The following is a 17,702-nucleotide window of genomic DNA, read 5'->3' as shown; positions in this document are numbered from 1 at the left end:
CAGTGTGGTGTCAGGAAAAATCCGTGAGCAAACCAACGCCGTTGCATATTGAAATTCTGTACAACGAATATCAGTTTGCCGCCGCTTTTGCGGTCTCGTCCCTGTTGGCCTTACTGGCTTTAGTCACTTTGTTATTAAAATCTTTACTGGAATACAAAGCCGCCAAAGATTTAGCCCAAGGCCAGTCACACTAAAGATGGACTATATCCCAGTTAGCTGCGGATTTCGCAGCTAACTGGTGTATCTGCCAGCGCTTTTGCAAAAGCGCTGTCGTCTTTTAGGTCATCTGTAACTAGGTCTTTTGTCAGTAAGCCTTCCTGCTCTGCAATAACTAAAGCCACCATGGTATCGCCTGTAACATTAGTAGTAGTGCGGGCCATATCGATAATACGGTCTATGGCTGCAATAAAAGCAATACCTTCCAGCGGTAAACCTACTACAGATAAAGTAACTGTCAGCATCACCAGCGCAGTGCCTGGTACACCAGCAGTGCCTAACGACGCCAAAGTAGCAGTGCCGACAATCAACAGATAATCAATAAACTGCAGTTCAATGCCGTATAAGCTGGCAATAAAAATAGCGGCTATAGCAGGATAAATACCACCACAACCATCCATATTAATGGTTGAGCCTAAAGGCAATACAAAACCGGCATAGTCTTTGGAGACTTTCAGATCTTCAGTCACAGCTTTGTAGCTGGCAGGTAAGGAGGCATAACTGGAGCAGGTGCTAAAGGCAACCAGTTGTACGGGGAAGATAGCTTTAAAGTAGTCTGTGACTTTCATTGAACTGAAAAAGTGCACAAAACCGCCATAGGTCAGGCTGATATGTAGCAAACAGCCGACATAAATAGCCAGAATAAACTTACCCAGCGGCAGCAGCATTTCTAAGCCATAAGTGCCAACCACCCAGGCCATCAAACCAAAAACACCCACAGGAGTAAACAGCAGCACCAGGCGGGTGACTTCAAACATCATATCAGCACCAGAGCGCACCACAGAAAGCATGGCAGTGCCCTTTTCACCAATATTACGCAGCGCCAGTCCCAACAAAATAGCAAATAACATCACAGGTAAAACCTGGCCCTGAGCCATAGCGGCAATAGGATTGGCTGGTATTAAATCCACTAACACCTGACTGACAGGAGGTATGACTTTTTCAGTGACTTGTGCCGCCACTAAGTTTTGGCCGGTTTCAAATTGAAAGGCGGTGCCAACACCAAGGCCTATCAGGCTGGCAATCAAGGCTGTCAGTAAAAACAAACCCACAGTTTTACTAGCAATTCGACCTAAGCCTTTGCCTTGCCCCAGTGAGGTGATACTCAAAATCAGGCTAAAAAACACCAGCGGGATCACCAACATTCTAATGGCATTGATATAGGCGGTACCCAGAGGTTTTAATACCAAAGCATCGCCGCCTAAGACTAAACCTGCGATCACTCCCAACACCAGAGCAAGTACCACCTGCTGCCAGAGGGCTAATTTTAAATTGATGTTTTTCATAACTAATTCCGCACTGTAAAGGTCGCCAGTATAGAGGCTGTGCCTGTTCCGACCTATTCAGTTCTGTTCTAAGCAAGAACCAAAAGGAGCAAGGCGTTGATTTTTGTTGTAGCTAAAATATGATATTCATTTTTGGAATACAAATACAGTTTACACGAACGTTTTGATCTAATAGATTGAAGCTGTTGCCGCAACTCAGTGTCAGCGAGAAGCGGCAGCCACTCTGGTTGTTGAATGGATTTGAAATTCGTAGGGTACAGGATGTACCACCCCAGCTACGTTCTATTCCTTGTCCTGTTGCTTGTGGTCCACAGTCTTTTTTGACTTAAGTGACTACCCCCTATATAGCCCCACCAACTTTTCGGCGGGGCTTTTTTTACAAAACATTTATATCTATTTGAAATATTCAATCACAATTTATTGAAATACTTACATAAAAGATTCGGTATCATTCCGCTACAGCATTATCAAAGAAAGGATTTAGCATGACGATAAACACCCCACTGGCCTCAGCTATTACTTTGGCACTGATCAGCGGCACTTATAGCGGTAGCACTCTGGCGCAACAGGCGCAGGCCGACGTAGAAAAAATTTCTGTTATTGGCAGCCGCTTATCTGTGCGCTCAGCCACTGAAACCAGCTCACCAGTCGATATTATTGATGAAGCTCAACTGGCAGGTACAGGAGCGCTGGAAACCGCAAAAGCGCTGCAAATGTTGGTTCCAAGCTTTAATTTCCCAACATCTTCTATTACTGATGGTTCAGATGCAGTAAAACCAGCCAGCTTACGTGGTTTGTCTCCCGACCATACTCTGGTATTGGTCAATGGTAAAAGACGGCACGGCACAGCTTTGGTTCACCTGAACGGCACTATGGGCCGTGGCAGTTCAAACGTGGATCTGAATACTATCCCTGTCTCTGCGATTAAACGTATTGAAGTACTGCGTGACGGCGCCGCGGCTCAATATGGTTCGGATGCTATTGCAGGCGTCATTAACATAGTGCTGAAAGATCAGGCGGGCTCAGGTGAAATCGCAGCCAGCGCTGGCCAGACTTATGAAGGCGACGGCGAATACTACAAAGCATCGCTGAATTCAAGCTTTCGTTTTGCCGACACAGGTTTTGTCAACTTCAGTGTTGAACAGCAACACAAAAACGGCACCAACAGAGCAGGTTTAGATCCCCGTGAACAATACAACCCTATTAACGGCGCACCCGACCCACGTGAAGCCAGCTTTAACCGCTTGAGCCATAAAGTGGGTGATGCCGCATTTAAGCAAGAGTCTGTATTTATTAATGCTGGTTACGAACACGGCACTACAGAATGGTATGCCTTTGGTGGCGCCAGCCACAGAGAGTCAGCTTCTGGCGCCTTTTATCGTATAGCGAAAGATGCCCGTAATATCCCGGAAATTTACCCTGACGGTTATCTGCCGGAAATAGCCCCTGAATCAGGCGATTACTCTTTCACTGCTGGTGTTAAATTTGATGTCGCCGACTGGCGGTTGGATTTGTCTGCAGGCACAGGCGAAAGCAGCTTCAAATATTATGTCAATAATTCGCTGAACGCGTCTTTTGGCCCAAACAGCCCAACCAGCGCTTATGCCGGTGAACTGGTGAATGCCGAGCAAAACTTCAATATAGATGCCAGCAAAAGATACAGCTTTATCAACGACTCAGAACTGGTGGTGTCTGCAGGCCTCAGCCGCCGTCATAACAGCTACCAGATCAATGCTGGTGAAGAGCTGTCATGGCGCAATTATGGTTATCAGAATAAAGCCGGTGGTATTCAGGGTTTTGGTGGTTTTACGCCAGAGTCAGAAGTGGATGAATCGCGCCACAATACTGCGCTGTATCTGGAACTGGAAAACGCCCTGACCGATGATTTCACCTGGGGTGCAGCACTGCGCCAGGAAGACTATTCCGACTTTGGCAGCGACACCAGTTGGAAACTGTCTGGCCGTTATCAACTGACTGAGCAATGGGCAGTGCGCGCCACAGCAAACGATGCGTTCCGTGCCCCTAGTGTGCAGCAACTGTATTTCTCTAACCTGTCGACGCTTTTTGTGGCCGATCCACAAACCGGTGTACTGACTCCAACTGAGTCCGGTACTTTTAATAATATTTCAGCCGTCACCCGCGCTATAGGCCAGGGCGATTTACAAGCTGAGTCGGCCTTAAGTTTCAGCGCAGGTATTACCTTTCAGGGCGACGATGGTTTTAGCTTTACGCTGGACGCTTACCGTATTGAACTGGACGACCGCGTGATACTAACAGGCAGTGTTGGCCGGGCCGACAGTGCTGCCTTAGCGGAAATTCTGGGAGACTCGGGAGCAAACTCTGTGCGCTTCTTTACCAACGCAGTGGATACCACCACTCAGGGTCTGGAAGCTGTAGCCGCCTATCAGTGGGATGCAGGTTTATGGGGCGAATGGAAAACCTCATTCAGCGCTCAATACAACGATACCAACATAGATGCGATTCGGGTTCCTGCCTTGCTGGATGGCCTGGAAACCAAACTTTTTGACCGGGTTGAACAGGTACGCTTAACCAAAGCCAACCCAAACAAAGGTGCAGTCTGGAGCTTGACGCAAGATTATAAACAGCTGCAAACCAACCTGAGGCTGAACTACTTTGGCCCTTACACTATTGGTTATGCCACAGGAGATAAAACCTACAGCGGCAAAACCACAGTGGATATCACCTTCCATTATGAGTTGACGGATCAATTACGTTTTGGTTTTGGTGCCAACAACCTGTTTGATACTTATCCGGATAAACAACCGACGATCAACAGCTTCAATGGGATCTTTATTTACCCGAACACCAATGCTCCTTTTGGCTTCAACGGCGGCTCTTATTATGCCGATCTGAGTTATCGCTTCTAAGAGATTACAGCATCACCAAGGCAGCTTCGGCTGCCTTTTTTATGTCCATGGAAGGACGGTATGTCGCAACTGTCGGGAACGTTGTTGCGACTAGATCAGCGGAATTTGCTGTTCAGTACCGGAACTGGCCAGACAAAACCCCAAAGGCTCTTTAGTATGAGGTCTTCTTTTTGAACAGGATAAGCATCATGCCCGCCTCATACTTTCAACAACTGCACCAACAACATGTCCCTTTGATCTTACCCACTATCTGGGATCCGGCCAGTGCCGTCTTAGCGCAGCAGCAAGGTGTCAAAGCCATCGGCACATCCAGCGCAGCTTTAGCCTGGTCTTTGGGTTACGCTGATGGCCAGCAGCTTCCTGTCGCCGAATTGCTGGCTGCGGTGCAGCGCATACTGCGCGTTGTGCAAATCCCTTTGACCGTGGATATAGAACAAGGCTATAGCGAAGATCCAACGCACGTTGCGGATCTGGCAGTACAACTGGCAGAGCTGGGTGTGGCAGGTATTAATATGGAAGACGGGACCGCAGAGCCGCAACTCTTATGCGCAAAGATCTGCGCTTGTCGTCGCCTTTTAAACGAGCGAGCTTTGTTTATCAATGCCAGAACTGATATTTATCTGGCGCAATTGGCTACAGGGCCAGAAGCTATTACAGAGTGCCTCAGACGATTGGCTTTGTATCAAGAGGCTGGGGCTGATGGCGCTTTTGTACCGGGATTAACGGATTTAGCTGTGGCGAAAAAATTGAGCCAGCATAGCAGTTTGCCGCTGAACTTAATGGGCTGGCCGGACGCTGCAACTGTTGAGAATTTAACTGAAGCAGGAGTGAAGCGCCTAAGTGCTGGACCGGCTTTATTTCTGCAGAGTTATCAGGCTTATCTGCAAGCTGTACAGAGTTTTTTGCAGCCGGGACTGCTTGCAGATAAAGCTTTAAATTACTCTGACTTCAATAACTTATTCAGTTAGCATTTCAGTGAAGTGGTCAACTAAATACCTTCACCCAAAAACACTTTACTGTAACGCGGCTTAACCCAGGCTTGTTGCCCCAATGATAAACCCAGTTGTTTAAAACGATCCCGAGCCAGCTCCACATGAATAAGTTGCTGGCTGTCTTTAGCTACTAATTCCAGCCTGACATTGGGGCCTACTATGGTAATCAAGTCTACTTTGGCTTCCAGCGCTTCGTCAGCAGGGTTGAGCAACAGATCAATTTCATGTGGTCGCACATAAGCAAAACCACTTTCTTCCTGTTCGTTGGTAAATTCCGGCGAAGCAACAGACAACTGGCCAATTTCGGCTTTGCCTTGCTTAACACGGGCATGGAACAGGTTTACATTACCTAAAAATTCATAAACAAAAGGATTGGCCGGGTTGTCGTACACCTGCTCTGGTGAACCTTGTTGCTCAATGCGGCCTTTGTTCATTACTACTATTTTGTCCGCCACTTCCAGCGCTTCTTCCTGGTCATGAGTCACAAACACGCTGGTGACATGAATTTCATCATGCAGCCGCCGCAACCAGCGACGCAATTCAGCCCTGACCTTGGCATCTAAAGCGCCAAAGGGCTCATCCAGCAGCAGCACTTTTGGCTCTACGGCTAAAGCACGAGCTAAAGCAATACGTTGACGCTGACCACCGGAGAGCTGAGAAGGATAGCGATCGGCCGTCCAATCCAGTTGCACCAGCTCTAGCAAATGCTGCACTTTTTTACGGATAAGCTCCGGCGAAGGACGCTGCTTTTTTGGTTTCACTGTCAAACCAAAAGCCACGTTTTCATAGACTGTCATATGTTTAAACAGCGCATAGTGCTGAAACACAAAACCTACACCACGTTCTGACACATGGCGCCCACTGATATCCAGATCATCAAAATGGATGCTGCCACTGTCGGCTTGCTCTAAGCCGGCAATAATACGTAACAAACTGGTTTTACCTGAGCCTGAAGGGCCAAGTAAGGCGGTTAATTCGCCGGTCTGAATGGATAAACTGACATTATCGACGGCAACAAAGTCGCCAAATTTTTTATTGATCTGGTCTATACGGATGCTCATGGTAGCGCTCTGAGTTCAGGTTGCAGCCAGCACAGCCTTTGCTGTTAGTGGCTCAACATCACTTCAGATCCGGTGGTCCGGTGCGCTGAAGTTGGTGGAAATTGGGTAAGTAGGTTCACTGAGGGAAACAGTCTGAACCATTTCAGGCTAGGGTTTATCCAGACGTAATTTTTCGTTTTTTTCCAGCTGCACTAATTTACCCTGATGAAACACCAGTTCAATAGAACCAAACTCTACCCGGCCAACCAGCTTTTCCAGTTTATCGAGCAGTTGGTTCAGCAAATCTGCAGACACTTCTTTTGCCGCCATATCTGTTCTCCTTAAGGACATCTATATGTCTTTAAGACATTAAAGCAGAGCTAATTAATAACTTAAAATACTTTAAAGTAGCAAGGTTATACTAAAAGGAAATATAAGACTGTAATAGAAAAAGGCCAGAGCTTTCGCTTTGGCCTTTTTGTTTGATCCCAACAGAGTAGAGATCTAAATAGGTAAAAACAGGTTTTACTTAATGGCGTGGAGCTTCGTCGCCGTCGTCTTCGTCATCATCGAAGTCTTCGCCGTCTTCGTCTTCACCACCTTCAAAATAGGTGCCCCAGCCGTCGTATTCTACGCCAAACTTCTGCGCTAAGGCTTCCAGTTTGATCGCATCTGCTGTAATGCTGCCGCCGTCCAGAGATTGTTCACGAATAGCGTCGAATACCCAGGCGGTGCCGCCTTCTTCAAATTCGACTTCTTCGGCGTCTGTAACTTCGTAACCTAATTTAAAGACTTCAACAGCCAGTTTTTCTAAGCGGGCAAAATCTTCATGGTAAAAATGGTGTTCGATGGTGTATTCCGCATCCGGATCGCTGCCGTCTTCCATCAATGCAGCTATGGTGTCTTCAGTAAATTCTTGCCAGTTTTCCATGATATTACCCCGTGACAGTCAATGAGTCGGCAGTGTAGTCGGTTGCCACTTCGCTATCAAGCAGCTTAATCTTATCTGCCATCTGTTGCCGTATTGTTTCAGCCAGTTCACGGGCCGGAGTTCCTGCTTCAGGATAAATAGGCGGCATGATTTCAATAATCACTCTGCCATTGTTCCATTTGTTTAAACGTACTTTGCTGGTGTTGCTCATACAAATAGGCACCAGCGGCACTTTGGCCTGATGCGCTATATGAAAAGCACCGGTTTTAAAAGGCAATAAACCACGACCATAACTGCGGGTGCCTTCAGGAAATACCCACACCGATACCTTGTCCTGCACTATACGGTCAACAGCACCTTGCATAGTGCCTACAGCTTTTGACTTGTTCGCTCTGTCGATCAGAATATTGCCACTGAGCCAATACAGCTGACCAAAAAACGGGATCCACTTCAGGCTTTTTTTACCTATGGTCACAGTGCCAGGCAACAAGGCTTTGCTGATGGTAAATAAATCGTAGTTATTTTGATGGTTGGCTAAAAACACACAAGGCATGGCAGCAGTGACTTCAGGAGCCTGGCGCACTTCAACTTTTAAGCCAAAGATCCAGGCGGACCAGCCATACCAGCTGGAAAATAAAGCCACATTTGGGGCATAAAAAGGACGAACCAGACAGATCAGCAAACCCACTACGGCACTGAAGACAATAAAAATGGCGACCAGCACCAAACGCAGAATAGCTACCACAAAAAAGGCCCCTGTTTTTTACAAGGGCCAGAGTATAACGGCATTAGTGTTTTTGTCTGGTTTGATCTGTTTCCCGTTCGGGATCGAATTGTAATTCAAGACGGGCGGGTGGTTTAGGTGCCGCGGCTTGTCCCGGCCCTTTCTATCTGTACCGCGGTGTCATTAGACGGGCGGGGATAAACCCCGCCCCTACGATTTATTCCGTAGTATCCCCAGCCACTTCACCGGTTAACAGCTCGTCGATGCGCTGTAAACCACGAGGCAGTTTGTTACCACGACGACCACGCTCACCTATGTAATGCGCTAAATCATCCACCTTGATGGTCATTTTGCGTTTACCCGCCACTAAAGTCACAGCTGTGGCAGCAGGCACTACGGTTAATAGTTTCAGATACTCTTCACGGCTGGCGGCACGAGCCGATGGAATAGACAAAATCTTATTGCCTTTGCCTTTACTCAGCTGTGGTAAATCGGCCACTGGGAATACCAGCATGCGGCCTTCAGTACTGATCGCCACTACTAAATCTGTTTCCGGGTTTTTAATCGGAATTGGGCTTAATACCTTAGCGCCAGTTGGTAAAGTTAACACAGCTTTACCGGCTTTATTACGGCTGACTAAATCGGCGAAGGTGCCAACAAAACCATAACCTGCATCACTGGCCAGCAATAACTTCTGGCTGTCTTCTGCCATCAATACATGCTCGAAGTTTTCCCCTGCCACTAAGGTAAAGCGGCCTGTTAACGGCTCACCCTGACCACGGGCTGAAGGTAAATCGTGGGCTTCAGCAGCAAAGCTGCGACCGGATGAGTCGATAAAGGCAGCGTATCTGTTACTTCGGCCTGTAGCGGCCGCTTTAAAGCCGTCCCCTGCTTTGTATTGTAGGCTGTTGCCGTCGACATCATGGCCTTTGGCACAGCGCACCCAGCCCTTTTCGGACAGCACTACAGTGACAGGTTCACTGGGCAGTAATTCTTTTTCGCTTAAGGCTTTGGCTTCTTCGCGCATCACTATTGGGCTTCTGCGGTTGTCGCCATATTTTTCAGCATCAGCTAACAGTTCTTCACGGATAAGCTTGGTCAGCTTTTTCTCTGAACCTAAAATGCCTTCTAAATAGTCACGCTCTTTTTCCAGCTCGGCTTGTTCACCGCGGATTTTCATCTCTTCAAGCTTAGCTAAATGACGTAACTTTAATTCCAGTATGGCTTCAGCCTGACGCTCAGTAATGCCAAAATGCGCCATTAACACCGGCTTGGGCTGATCGTTTTCGCGGATAATTTTAATCACTTCGTCGATGTTTAAAAACGCGATCAACAAGGCTTCTAACACATGCAAACGATCCAGCACTTTATCTAAACGGAACTGCAGACGACGACGCACTGTGTCGCGGCGGAACACCAGCCATTCGGATAAAATTTCCAGTAAGTTTTTCACCCGGGGCCGCTGATCCAGGCCCAGAATGTTTAAATTCACGCGATAGCTTTTTTCCAGATCCGTAGTGGCAAATAAATGCGCCATCAACTGTTCAACGTCGATGCGGTTTGAACGAGGAACTATCACTATGCGGGTTGGGTTTTCATGATCAGACTCATCACGTAAATCACTGACCATAGGCAGTTTTTTCGCGTTCATCTGAGCCGCTATCTGTTCCAGCACTTTCGAGCCAGAGGTTTGATGCGGCAAAGCCGTGATAATAATGTCGCCATCTTCCAACTGGTACAAACCACGCATCTTGATACTGCCACGGCCTGTTTCATAAATGGCCTGTAGCTCATGCGCCGGACTGATAATTTCAGCGTCCGTCGGATAATCCGGCCCCTGAATATATTGCATCAGATCCGGGATAGTGGCCTTAGGGTTATCCAGTAAAAAGGCGGTGGCATTGGCCACTTCACGGGCGTTATGCGGCGGAATATCTGTCGCCATACCAACGGCTATGCCTGTTACGCCGTTGAGCAAAATATGCGGTAAACGCGCAGGTAAAGTGCGGGGTTCGTCCATAGTGCCGTCAAAGTTTGGCACCCAGTCGACTGTTCCTTGTCCCAGCTCGTTCAGTAATACTTCGCTAAAACGCGACAATTTGGCTTCGGTATAACGCATAGCGGCGAAGGATTTTGGATCGTCCGGCGCACCCCAGTTCCCCTGACCATCGACTAGCGGGTAACGGTAAGAGAAGGGCTGAGCCATCAGTACCATAGCTTCATAACAGGCACTGTCACCATGAGGGTGAAATTTACCTAACACGTCACCCACAGTACGGGCGGATTTTTTATACTTCGCCAGATGCGATAAACCCAGTTCTGACATCGCATAAATAATACGGCGCTGTACTGGTTTTAAACCGTCGCCAATAAATGGCAAAGCCCGGTCCATAATGACGTACATCGAATAATTCAGGTAGGCTTCTTCTGTAAAACGGCGCAGCGGCAGCTGTTCCGTCCCTTCATTGGATATCATAATATCTGTCATTTTTAGCTTCCGTTAACCAGCCTGATTCTGTTGTTTTTCAAGCGCTTTTGCTTGTAGCTGCTGTTGTAATTGCGCCTGCATTTGAGCCTGACGGCGCGCCAGTTGCCACAGCAATAACACCAGCAGTACTAAACTGGTGCAGCCAAACAACCCAATCCATAACCACTGGATCTGTCTTTTACGTTCAGCTTCCTGCAAACGCAGCGCTTGTAATTCATTGTCTTTAGCCAGTAGTTCATTTTGAGCTTGCTGGCGCTCCGCATCAAAACCTAAGCGCAGTTTTTCTACCGACAGCTCGTGTTCTTTATTGCGTAATTTGTGATAACCCTGAAAAAACTGATTCAGATGCTCATAGGCTTTTTGATAGCGACCAGAATCGGCCTCCAGCCTGGCTTTTAAATTCAAAATCCACAGCACACTGGACTGGTTGGCATTACTTTCTTCTTTGCTTAAGCTTTGCTCGGCCTGAGCCAATTGCTGACTTGCCAGAGAAATCTGACCTAGCTCACGATAAATCAGCGCTTTTTCATAGTGATGCATAGAGTTCTGATAAGTCGACTCTAAACCTGGCAAATACTGTTCTGCTTTTTCTATGTAGGCCAAAGCGACATCCAGCTTCTCGTTGTCTTTACTGGTGGACGCCAGCCCCAGATAAGCAAAATACAAATTGGCCTGATCCTGCTGTGCTATGGCCAGTTGCAGCAACTGATCATAACGTAACATGGCTTTGTCGTATTGCTCTAAGTAGCTGTAACTTCTGGCTAAGTTAAACAACACGTCCATTTTGTCTTTTTGCCAACCTAAAGCCTCATACCCTACCAGTGCTTCTTCCATAAACTGAATGGCTTCTTTATCAAAACCCAGGCCAACATACAGCAGGCCAAGCTCGGCGTTTACATAAGCCAGACTTTCCGGATCTTTTAGCTGCACAGCTCTGTCATAACTGCTTTTTAGCAGCGCCAGCGCTTCCTGAGTTTTATCCTGAATGCTGTAAATAGCCGCGATATTAATATCCGCTTCAATATGCAGTTTTTCGGCTTTTAATTCGGCAGCTAAGGCTGAAGCCTGCAGGTAATAATGCAAGGCCTGTTGATACTGGCTTTGCATTTCAAGCGCAAAACCTAAGTTGTTCCAGAAGTCGATAGTGGTTAAATCACGGCGTTCACCTAGTAATGCCAAACCCCGCTCCGCCACTTCCTGCTGCTGCTGATGTTTACCTAAACTTTCATACACATCAGAGAGCTGCAATAAAAATTGCACCTGCAACTCATTGTCCCATTCGCCATATGCGGCCTGTTGTTGCTGTAACAGCAGCAACATTTGTTCAGGTTGTTGGGCTTTTTGCTGTTTAACTTGTTGCAGCCATTCAGGCAATACAGTGTCATTGGCCTGCAGCCCAAAGGCAAAACACAAGCAGAAGCCCAACAGCGTTCCCCATGATATGAGGTATTGTTTTTGTATCATCTGTAGTCCTTCAAGCCAAAAGCGACAGGTTACACTGCGTATTGGTTAAGCCATAAGGTGACAAAATACATAGGCTATAACCCGCAACTTTTCTGATATCGCCGAATCCATACTTTACTCGTTAACCTTATAAATTGACAAAAAACTGAAAAAATAAACCATATGTTGTCAACAATTATAACACCCTTTTATTCGAAGTATCCTACAGCAACTTTTGAAAAGTATCACCTATCATCGAAGGACTATTTAGTCAGGTTACCAACCAAATTTGCGCGCTTAACCATTGCAAGAAACAATAGCTGTAAGAAAATTCATAAATTTAATTTCCTTGTCGGTTGGATAACGAGCACCCGAAAACAAGGACTGGACAAATATCCGGAAATCGGTAATTTTAGAGATTAATGAAAAGCGTCATAGCGCTGGGCTAAGGCCCTGAACGCGCATGCGTGATGTACAAATGTTAGAAGCTGTTAGCATATAAACAACTTCGGAGATTATTTTGATTGTTTCTAATCCAATAGAAGAGCTAAAAAGTACAGAAATTTATAAGTACCTTTTTGATATAGATAAAGAATATGCAGGACGAATAGAAGTTTTCGTTTCCAAAATAGCCCCTATATTAGAGACAACTCAAACACATTTTCCTTATTACACAAGGCATGATGCTCATCATGGCTTTAGAGTGTGTAATCGCATACACCAGATTCTTGAAGATGATTGCTTTGAATGTGGTAGCAAATTATCACTTAATCCAGTTGAAGTGTTCCTTCTCATTGCAACAGCATATGCGCATGACCTTGGGATGACAGTTTTTCCAGGAGAGAAAGATAGTTTACTCGCTAATCTTGATATTGATGAGCACAATGGTTGGGAGACTAACAGCAATCTTCAAAATTATTTACGAGCAGAGCACTCCAAAAGAGGCGGGGAGTATATAAATAAAAATTATCAAGAGCTAGATGTACCAAAAAACTTAGTTCACCCTCTTCATGATTTAATGAGATCGCATAACTTAGAGATATCGAAATTAGACTTTGAGTTTAAAGATCGAATTGCCGCACAAGAAACTGAGATTGCTATAAAGCAACTTTCATTAATTGTTTGCATTGCCGATGCTTTAGAGTTTAGTGATACCAGAGTAGTTGAAGGTGTAATAGAGTCCCTTGAAGGCAAGTCAAGTCCTGCTGAAAACAGATCATACATGGAAAATATGAAGCATGTTTGTATCGGTGATAGTGTAGCTATAGGGACTGATGGCAGGGTCATATTTTCTGGGACATTTGACGACGCTGAAGTGCTATCTTTGGCTCATAATACGATTGACAATATAGAAGAATGGGTTAGAGGTTATTGTGATCTAGAAAGAAGTAGTCCTCTGAAAAGACTTAAGATCTCACCACAGACCTTCTCTAGGAATTTGAAAATTTTGGGGGCTGATTTCGAAAGGATTGGAGTTAGAATAAATAAAGAAAACATTATTAATCTCATAACATCAAACTCAGTATGGAAATCAGATCTTGGGCTTAGTGTTAAAGAACTTCTTCAAAATGCTGTTGAAGCATGTAGGTATCGAGCCTATAACACACCAGCTGCAAGTAATTATGAACCAAAAATAAAAGTCGTTTTCGATAGAGCAAATAATAGCATTACTGTTATTGATAATGGGTGTGGCATGTCAAAGCATACCATCTTGAATAATTTTCTTACAGTCGGTAATAGTCGTTCTAAAGATAAGGCTTATGTTGTTAATAACTACCACTCTATAGCTAGGTTTGGGATTGGTTTTTGGTCTGTTTTCACAATTGCCCAGAAAGCTACGATACAGTCAGCACCTTATGAGCTGACAAATCAAGGCCTAAAATCCTCATCTAAAATTGCCGGGCTTCAGTTTGAAGTTAGCTTGGAAAAATTTAAAGACTATACGTTGCTTAAAGAAAAAAGCGTACCGTGTGGTACTAGCGTTAAATTGGATCTTCGCGGCGACGTAATTTTAGATGATGTAATTGAACAGTTCAAAAGTAGTGTTATATGTTCAGAGATCGATGTCGAATTATTAATAGATAGACACATTGACAAGTTACCAAGTGGGCCGATTGAAATTTCAGACAAGCAAATATTCGGTTCAAAATTTATACTCAAAGATCAGTACAAGATTCAGACATATCATTGGGAAGGATCATCATCCTTAATTGATATATGTGTAAAATTCGCTTACAGAATGGAGAATGGGCACGCGACCTTTATGCTGAATGCAACTGATTCATTAATGAATGCAACAGATAACCTATTCAATTCCTCTAAAGTTGCAGTATGTGGTTTTACAATACCATTGCGCTCCAAAAATACCTGCTTTGATCTCGGAAGAATAGGAGCGTTTGTTGCTAATAAAAAAACACCTGAAGGTTTCGAGTTCACACTCGACCGTCAACAGTTGCTGGAAAATGCTTCTTCTGAAACGCTTTCTTTTGATATTTCTAGCCTTATCCATCAAGCTTACAGAGAATTTCTTCAGGAAAAAAATTCGTACACACCAGAGCATATATATAATTTGAATATGCAATCAGCAATGCATGGTGGAAATACGTATGATCAATATACAGGAGACGAATTAAGCGTCGCCTATAAAAATCATCCAGATCTTATTTGTTATAAACTATATAAAGTTTCCACGGGAATAGATTTTTTTGAGGTAAAACCATTATATGTAAACCTTGGAACGCTACTGAAGATGAGCGGAGAAATATGGTTCAATCAAAACTCCTACAACATTAGAAGTAGATATACACCAGCTGAAGACCTTACTAATGTAGCGTACCAAGTTGCGCAATCTTTCCTTGGGAAATATAAAGATATCTATATTGCCGAGCCAAACAGACCAGCATCAATGCTTTTTGATTACGATGAAAGTAGCACCATTAAGATTATACCGTTTAACGGTTTTAATTTCTGCATTCAAATTATATCTATTGGTAGCATTAACCCAACATCAAAAAGTAAAGACATTCTCGATGGGATCAGAGGACAATGGGCCGGCACTGTGTACCTAAAAACCTTTAAAACCCTAAATAGTCTTCCATTCAAATTTTTAGGTAGAAATCGAATTTTAGTACAGAAAGGGTCAAAGTTAAGCAACTCTATTATTGCGCTTTATAATAAAAATCGGTTTAGAAATCTTGCCACTATAATAAGGTTATTAGACGACGCCGAAAAAGGATATATAAGTGAAGACCTGACAGGTTATTTGTAAAGTCTTCTGACTAAAAAGAGTTGGTTTTAACTCTTACATCGTCATATTTGCTATTTGCTTTCCTTAAATGGTTACTGGAATTTATACTACACAGAACCCTATTCACTGCTTAGTGCCAGATAATCAGATATTTTTGAGTGAATATCTTGTTAACAAATGCTGGGTGTTCGGATTTAGTTTAAATGATTGTTTCTTGCAAATTTGAGCTGGTTGATCTGATCGGGGCTGAACCCTTGTCTTAAAAGTTCGAAATCTTGAGCCTGGATTTCAGCTTCTGTACCATCGCCTTTGACTTGATAGGAGCTACCGCTATACGTTTTTATTAACTTAGCACTCGGAATAATCTCTTCAATCTTTGACGTGCAAATATAGTCACCAGTAACAAATCTGCAAGTCATATCTTCAACGCAAATTCCCCAAAGTACTCTGCCTAGCAACTTGCCGTTATCAATAACCGAAACAATGTACCAGTCTGTTACGATGGTGTTCATGACTCAGTTCCAATAAAAGTGATAGCTAATAATAGAAGAAGTTAGCCCAACATTGAGTAGCGTAAGCCTTCCCTCATTAAAATACACAGACATTTCAGTTTGAGCTATTTTTTACGTCTGAATCAGGCTCAGTCGTTTATCAAAAAGCTCATCGCAAAATCAATCGTAGAGTCCAAGTAATCAGGGCTGTTGTCGTACTCGTGCTGCACATAAGCCGCACAAGCCTGAATCCAGAACTCATCTTTCAAGCCGTCAGGAAAATCAAAGCCTTCAGCTTTGCGAACCCACTCGATAACAGCGTCAGAGCTGTTCTCTAAAGTTGAGAAGCTAAGCCTCAGGTAGTAAAGGGCTACATCGTCGCTTAAAGCGCTGCCATGCTTTGAGAAATAGCGTGAACAGTAGAGTCCAAACCTTAAAGCCGCAATAACACAATCATAACTCGCAAGAAGCTGCGCCCCAGCTTGAAGTATGTTGATTGAAGTTCTGTTGGTATCCAGTTCACGTACCCAGATGAACCAGAGCAAACCCCGGCAGCAATCCTTGTACGTCAATGCTATGTTCTCAATGTCTGATATCGCTTGAGATGGCAGCATGTTGCTCAAATCGAGGTGCATTGTTGACAGCTCCAATAGCAGTTTCAAGTAGGTGCAAAGTCTACGACTTTGCAGATGTTTGAAGCCAATACCGATTAGCTTCTAGCACCTCTGTTCAGATGAAAAAATGGTCTTTCACAAAAGACTATGCTATGTTTAACCCTGACGGTAACTCATTGTATTTAAATATAATTAATTGAAAAATAAATCGGAAAATGGATTTTTTGGTCTAGTTAAATATGTCTTATTTAAATCGGCTACATGTACGGGGTGATCATGAAATATCAAGTTGAACTCAACAGAAACAATGAAATATCTCTTCCTGATGATCTTTGTCGAGAACTTAACTTTGTTGTTGGCGATATTTTGCTTTGCGAAAAATTAGACGACACAGTAGCAATAGTGCTGAGCAAGCACATAAACCAAACTCTCAGCGATACCGAAATTGAATCTGCTGGGAATTTGACGCGTATTATTCTTATCAAAACTGAAGACGTTAGTATGGAGTGAAGTTCAATTCTTTTAATACGAATTGTTACCATTTTGTACCAAAAGCAGTCGAAAACTCCTTTCGACTTCGTCAAATCTATCCAGCAAAGTCTCTAAAACTACTTTTTACCTATCCTGCAACTTAATATGAGTTAAATTTCGGACAACTCGCGCACGGACAGTACTTATGTGCTTTAGCGCATTCGGGAAAGTTGGTTGAAAAATAGGTGCTTTGGTATTAGGTTAGTGTGAGTAAAAATCGGGAAAGAAGGCAAAAAAATTCCCGACTTGCAGGCGTTTTGCCTTCTATTAAAATAGTTAATCATCGAGGGAAGATTGATTCATGCTTTGCGGAATAAGAACTGGAGTTAACCTTAAGGTATTCGCGACCAATAGCGATAGAGCACAAGGCCCTTTCCATTGCCCTGGTTGTAAGCATGAGCTTGTCCTCCGGAAGGGTAGAATAAAAGTACATCACTTTGCTCATAAGCCTCCATACCTGTGCCAGAGAGGCGAAGGCGAATCGGATGCTCACAGAAAGTGCAAAGAATCTATCTACAATGCTTTATCTCAATATGATCATGTTACAGGTCTAGACGTTGAAGCTGATTTCGGAGCAGTAATAGCAGATGTTTATTGTGTTATAAATAATGTCCCAGTTGCGATTGAGATTCAGCGAAGCAATTTAAGTGTAAATGAGATAACTGATCGTACATCAGCATATGAGAAGCTCGGCATTCATGTTTTATGGCTGGCTCTGTTTAATCAAAAACTAAGCGAAGATCGCTATAGTCCCAGTGCATGGGAAAAATGGTGCCACGCCACATATTTTGGCCGAGTGTATTATTGGGTT

Annotated in this window: 15 protein-coding genes; 6 read left to right on the top strand and 9 right to left on the bottom strand. The window is 44.3% G+C overall.

Translation table 11 applies throughout. The features are described 5' to 3' along the window. The first annotated feature begins 23 nt into the window (after window positions 1-23). Window positions 24-194 (top strand): hypothetical protein, encoded by a 171-nt coding sequence (locus LSG37_RS16565; RefSeq protein ID WP_233080915.1) that lies wholly within the window; start codon window positions 24-26, stop codon window positions 192-194. A gap of 18 nt (window positions 195-212) precedes the next feature. On the opposite strand, the gene LSG37_RS16560 is transcribed toward LSG37_RS16565, so the two are convergent. Next, the gene (locus LSG37_RS16560) at window positions 213-1,502 is read right to left on the bottom strand and encodes a dicarboxylate/amino acid:cation symporter (protein ID WP_233080914.1); all 1,290 of its coding nucleotides are present in this window, start codon (window positions 1,500-1,502) and stop codon (window positions 213-215) included. A gap of 485 nt (window positions 1,503-1,987) precedes the next feature. On the opposite strand from LSG37_RS16560, the gene LSG37_RS16555 reads away from it, so the two are divergent. Then, a complete protein-coding gene (locus LSG37_RS16555) occupies window positions 1,988-4,390 on the top strand; it encodes a TonB-dependent receptor plug domain-containing protein (protein ID WP_233080913.1) in 2,403 nt (800 codons plus the stop codon). Window positions 4,391-4,578: 188 nt separating this feature from the next. Beyond that, entirely contained in the window at window positions 4,579-5,358 is a 780-nt protein-coding gene (locus LSG37_RS16550) for an isocitrate lyase/PEP mutase family protein (RefSeq protein ID WP_233080912.1), read from the top strand. A gap of 20 nt (window positions 5,359-5,378) precedes the next feature. On the opposite strand, the gene LSG37_RS16545 is transcribed toward LSG37_RS16550, so the two are convergent. From LSG37_RS16545 to LSG37_RS16520, 6 genes are all read right to left on the bottom strand, one after another. Then, complete coding sequence (locus tag LSG37_RS16545; protein ID WP_233080911.1) at window positions 5,379-6,443, bottom strand: sulfate/molybdate ABC transporter ATP-binding protein; 1,065 nt, start codon at window positions 6,441-6,443, stop codon at window positions 5,379-5,381. Between the two features lie 147 nt (window positions 6,444-6,590). Next, the gene (locus tag LSG37_RS16540) at window positions 6,591-6,752 is read right to left on the bottom strand and encodes a YezD family protein (protein WP_068226353.1); all 162 of its coding nucleotides are present in this window, start codon (window positions 6,750-6,752) and stop codon (window positions 6,591-6,593) included. Between the two features lie 199 nt (window positions 6,753-6,951). Next, a complete protein-coding gene (rraB, locus tag LSG37_RS16535; protein WP_233080910.1) occupies window positions 6,952-7,353 on the bottom strand; it encodes a ribonuclease E inhibitor RraB in 402 nt (133 codons plus the stop codon). Window positions 7,354-7,357: 4 nt separating this feature from the next. Further along, the gene (locus tag LSG37_RS16530) at window positions 7,358-8,098 is read right to left on the bottom strand and encodes a 1-acylglycerol-3-phosphate O-acyltransferase (RefSeq protein WP_233080909.1); all 741 of its coding nucleotides are present in this window, start codon (window positions 8,096-8,098) and stop codon (window positions 7,358-7,360) included. A 196-nt stretch (window positions 8,099-8,294) separates the two neighbouring features. Then, window positions 8,295-10,565 (bottom strand): DNA topoisomerase IV subunit A, encoded by a 2,271-nt coding sequence (gene parC / locus LSG37_RS16525; protein ID WP_233080908.1) that lies wholly within the window; start codon window positions 10,563-10,565, stop codon window positions 8,295-8,297. Between the two features lie 12 nt (window positions 10,566-10,577). Further along, on the bottom strand, window positions 10,578-12,029 hold the full coding sequence (locus LSG37_RS16520; protein ID WP_233080907.1) for a tetratricopeptide repeat protein: 1,452 nt from the start codon (window positions 12,027-12,029) through the stop codon (window positions 10,578-10,580). A 499-nt stretch (window positions 12,030-12,528) separates the two neighbouring features. On the opposite strand from LSG37_RS16520, the gene LSG37_RS16515 reads away from it, so the two are divergent. Then, window positions 12,529-15,276 carry an HD domain-containing protein gene (locus tag LSG37_RS16515; RefSeq protein WP_233080906.1) on the top strand — a complete coding sequence of 916 codons (2,748 nt, stop codon included), beginning with the start codon at window positions 12,529-12,531 and terminating at the stop codon, window positions 15,274-15,276. 173 nt (window positions 15,277-15,449) lie between these two features. Here LSG37_RS16515 and LSG37_RS16510 read toward each other — a convergent pair whose 3' ends face one another. Then, window positions 15,450-15,767: a hypothetical protein gene (locus LSG37_RS16510; protein ID WP_233080905.1), complete on the bottom strand. Its 318-nt coding sequence runs from the start codon at window positions 15,765-15,767 to the stop codon at window positions 15,450-15,452. A 128-nt stretch (window positions 15,768-15,895) separates the two neighbouring features. After that, window positions 15,896-16,381 carry a hypothetical protein gene (locus LSG37_RS16505; RefSeq protein ID WP_233080904.1) on the bottom strand — a complete coding sequence of 162 codons (486 nt, stop codon included), beginning with the start codon at window positions 16,379-16,381 and terminating at the stop codon, window positions 15,896-15,898. Window positions 16,382-16,636: 255 nt separating this feature from the next. Here LSG37_RS16505 and LSG37_RS16500 point away from each other — a divergent pair, with 255 nt between their 5' ends. Both LSG37_RS16500 and LSG37_RS16495 read left to right on the top strand, forming a co-directional pair. Beyond that, window positions 16,637-16,870, top strand: a complete 234-nt coding sequence (locus tag LSG37_RS16500) for a hypothetical protein (RefSeq protein ID WP_233080903.1) — start codon at window positions 16,637-16,639, stop codon at window positions 16,868-16,870. 322 nt (window positions 16,871-17,192) lie between these two features. After that, a partial coding sequence (locus LSG37_RS16495) for a competence protein CoiA (protein ID WP_269836637.1) occupies window positions 17,193-17,702 on the top strand: 510 nt, incomplete at its 3' end.

The sequence above is a fragment of the Rheinheimera soli genome (genome assembly GCF_021290985.1).
In the GTDB taxonomy this organism is placed as follows: Bacteria; Pseudomonadota; Gammaproteobacteria; order Enterobacterales; family Alteromonadaceae; genus Pararheinheimera; species Pararheinheimera soli.
Note: the sequence above shows the minus strand (reverse complement) of the source record. Positions and strands in the feature narration are given on the sequence as shown.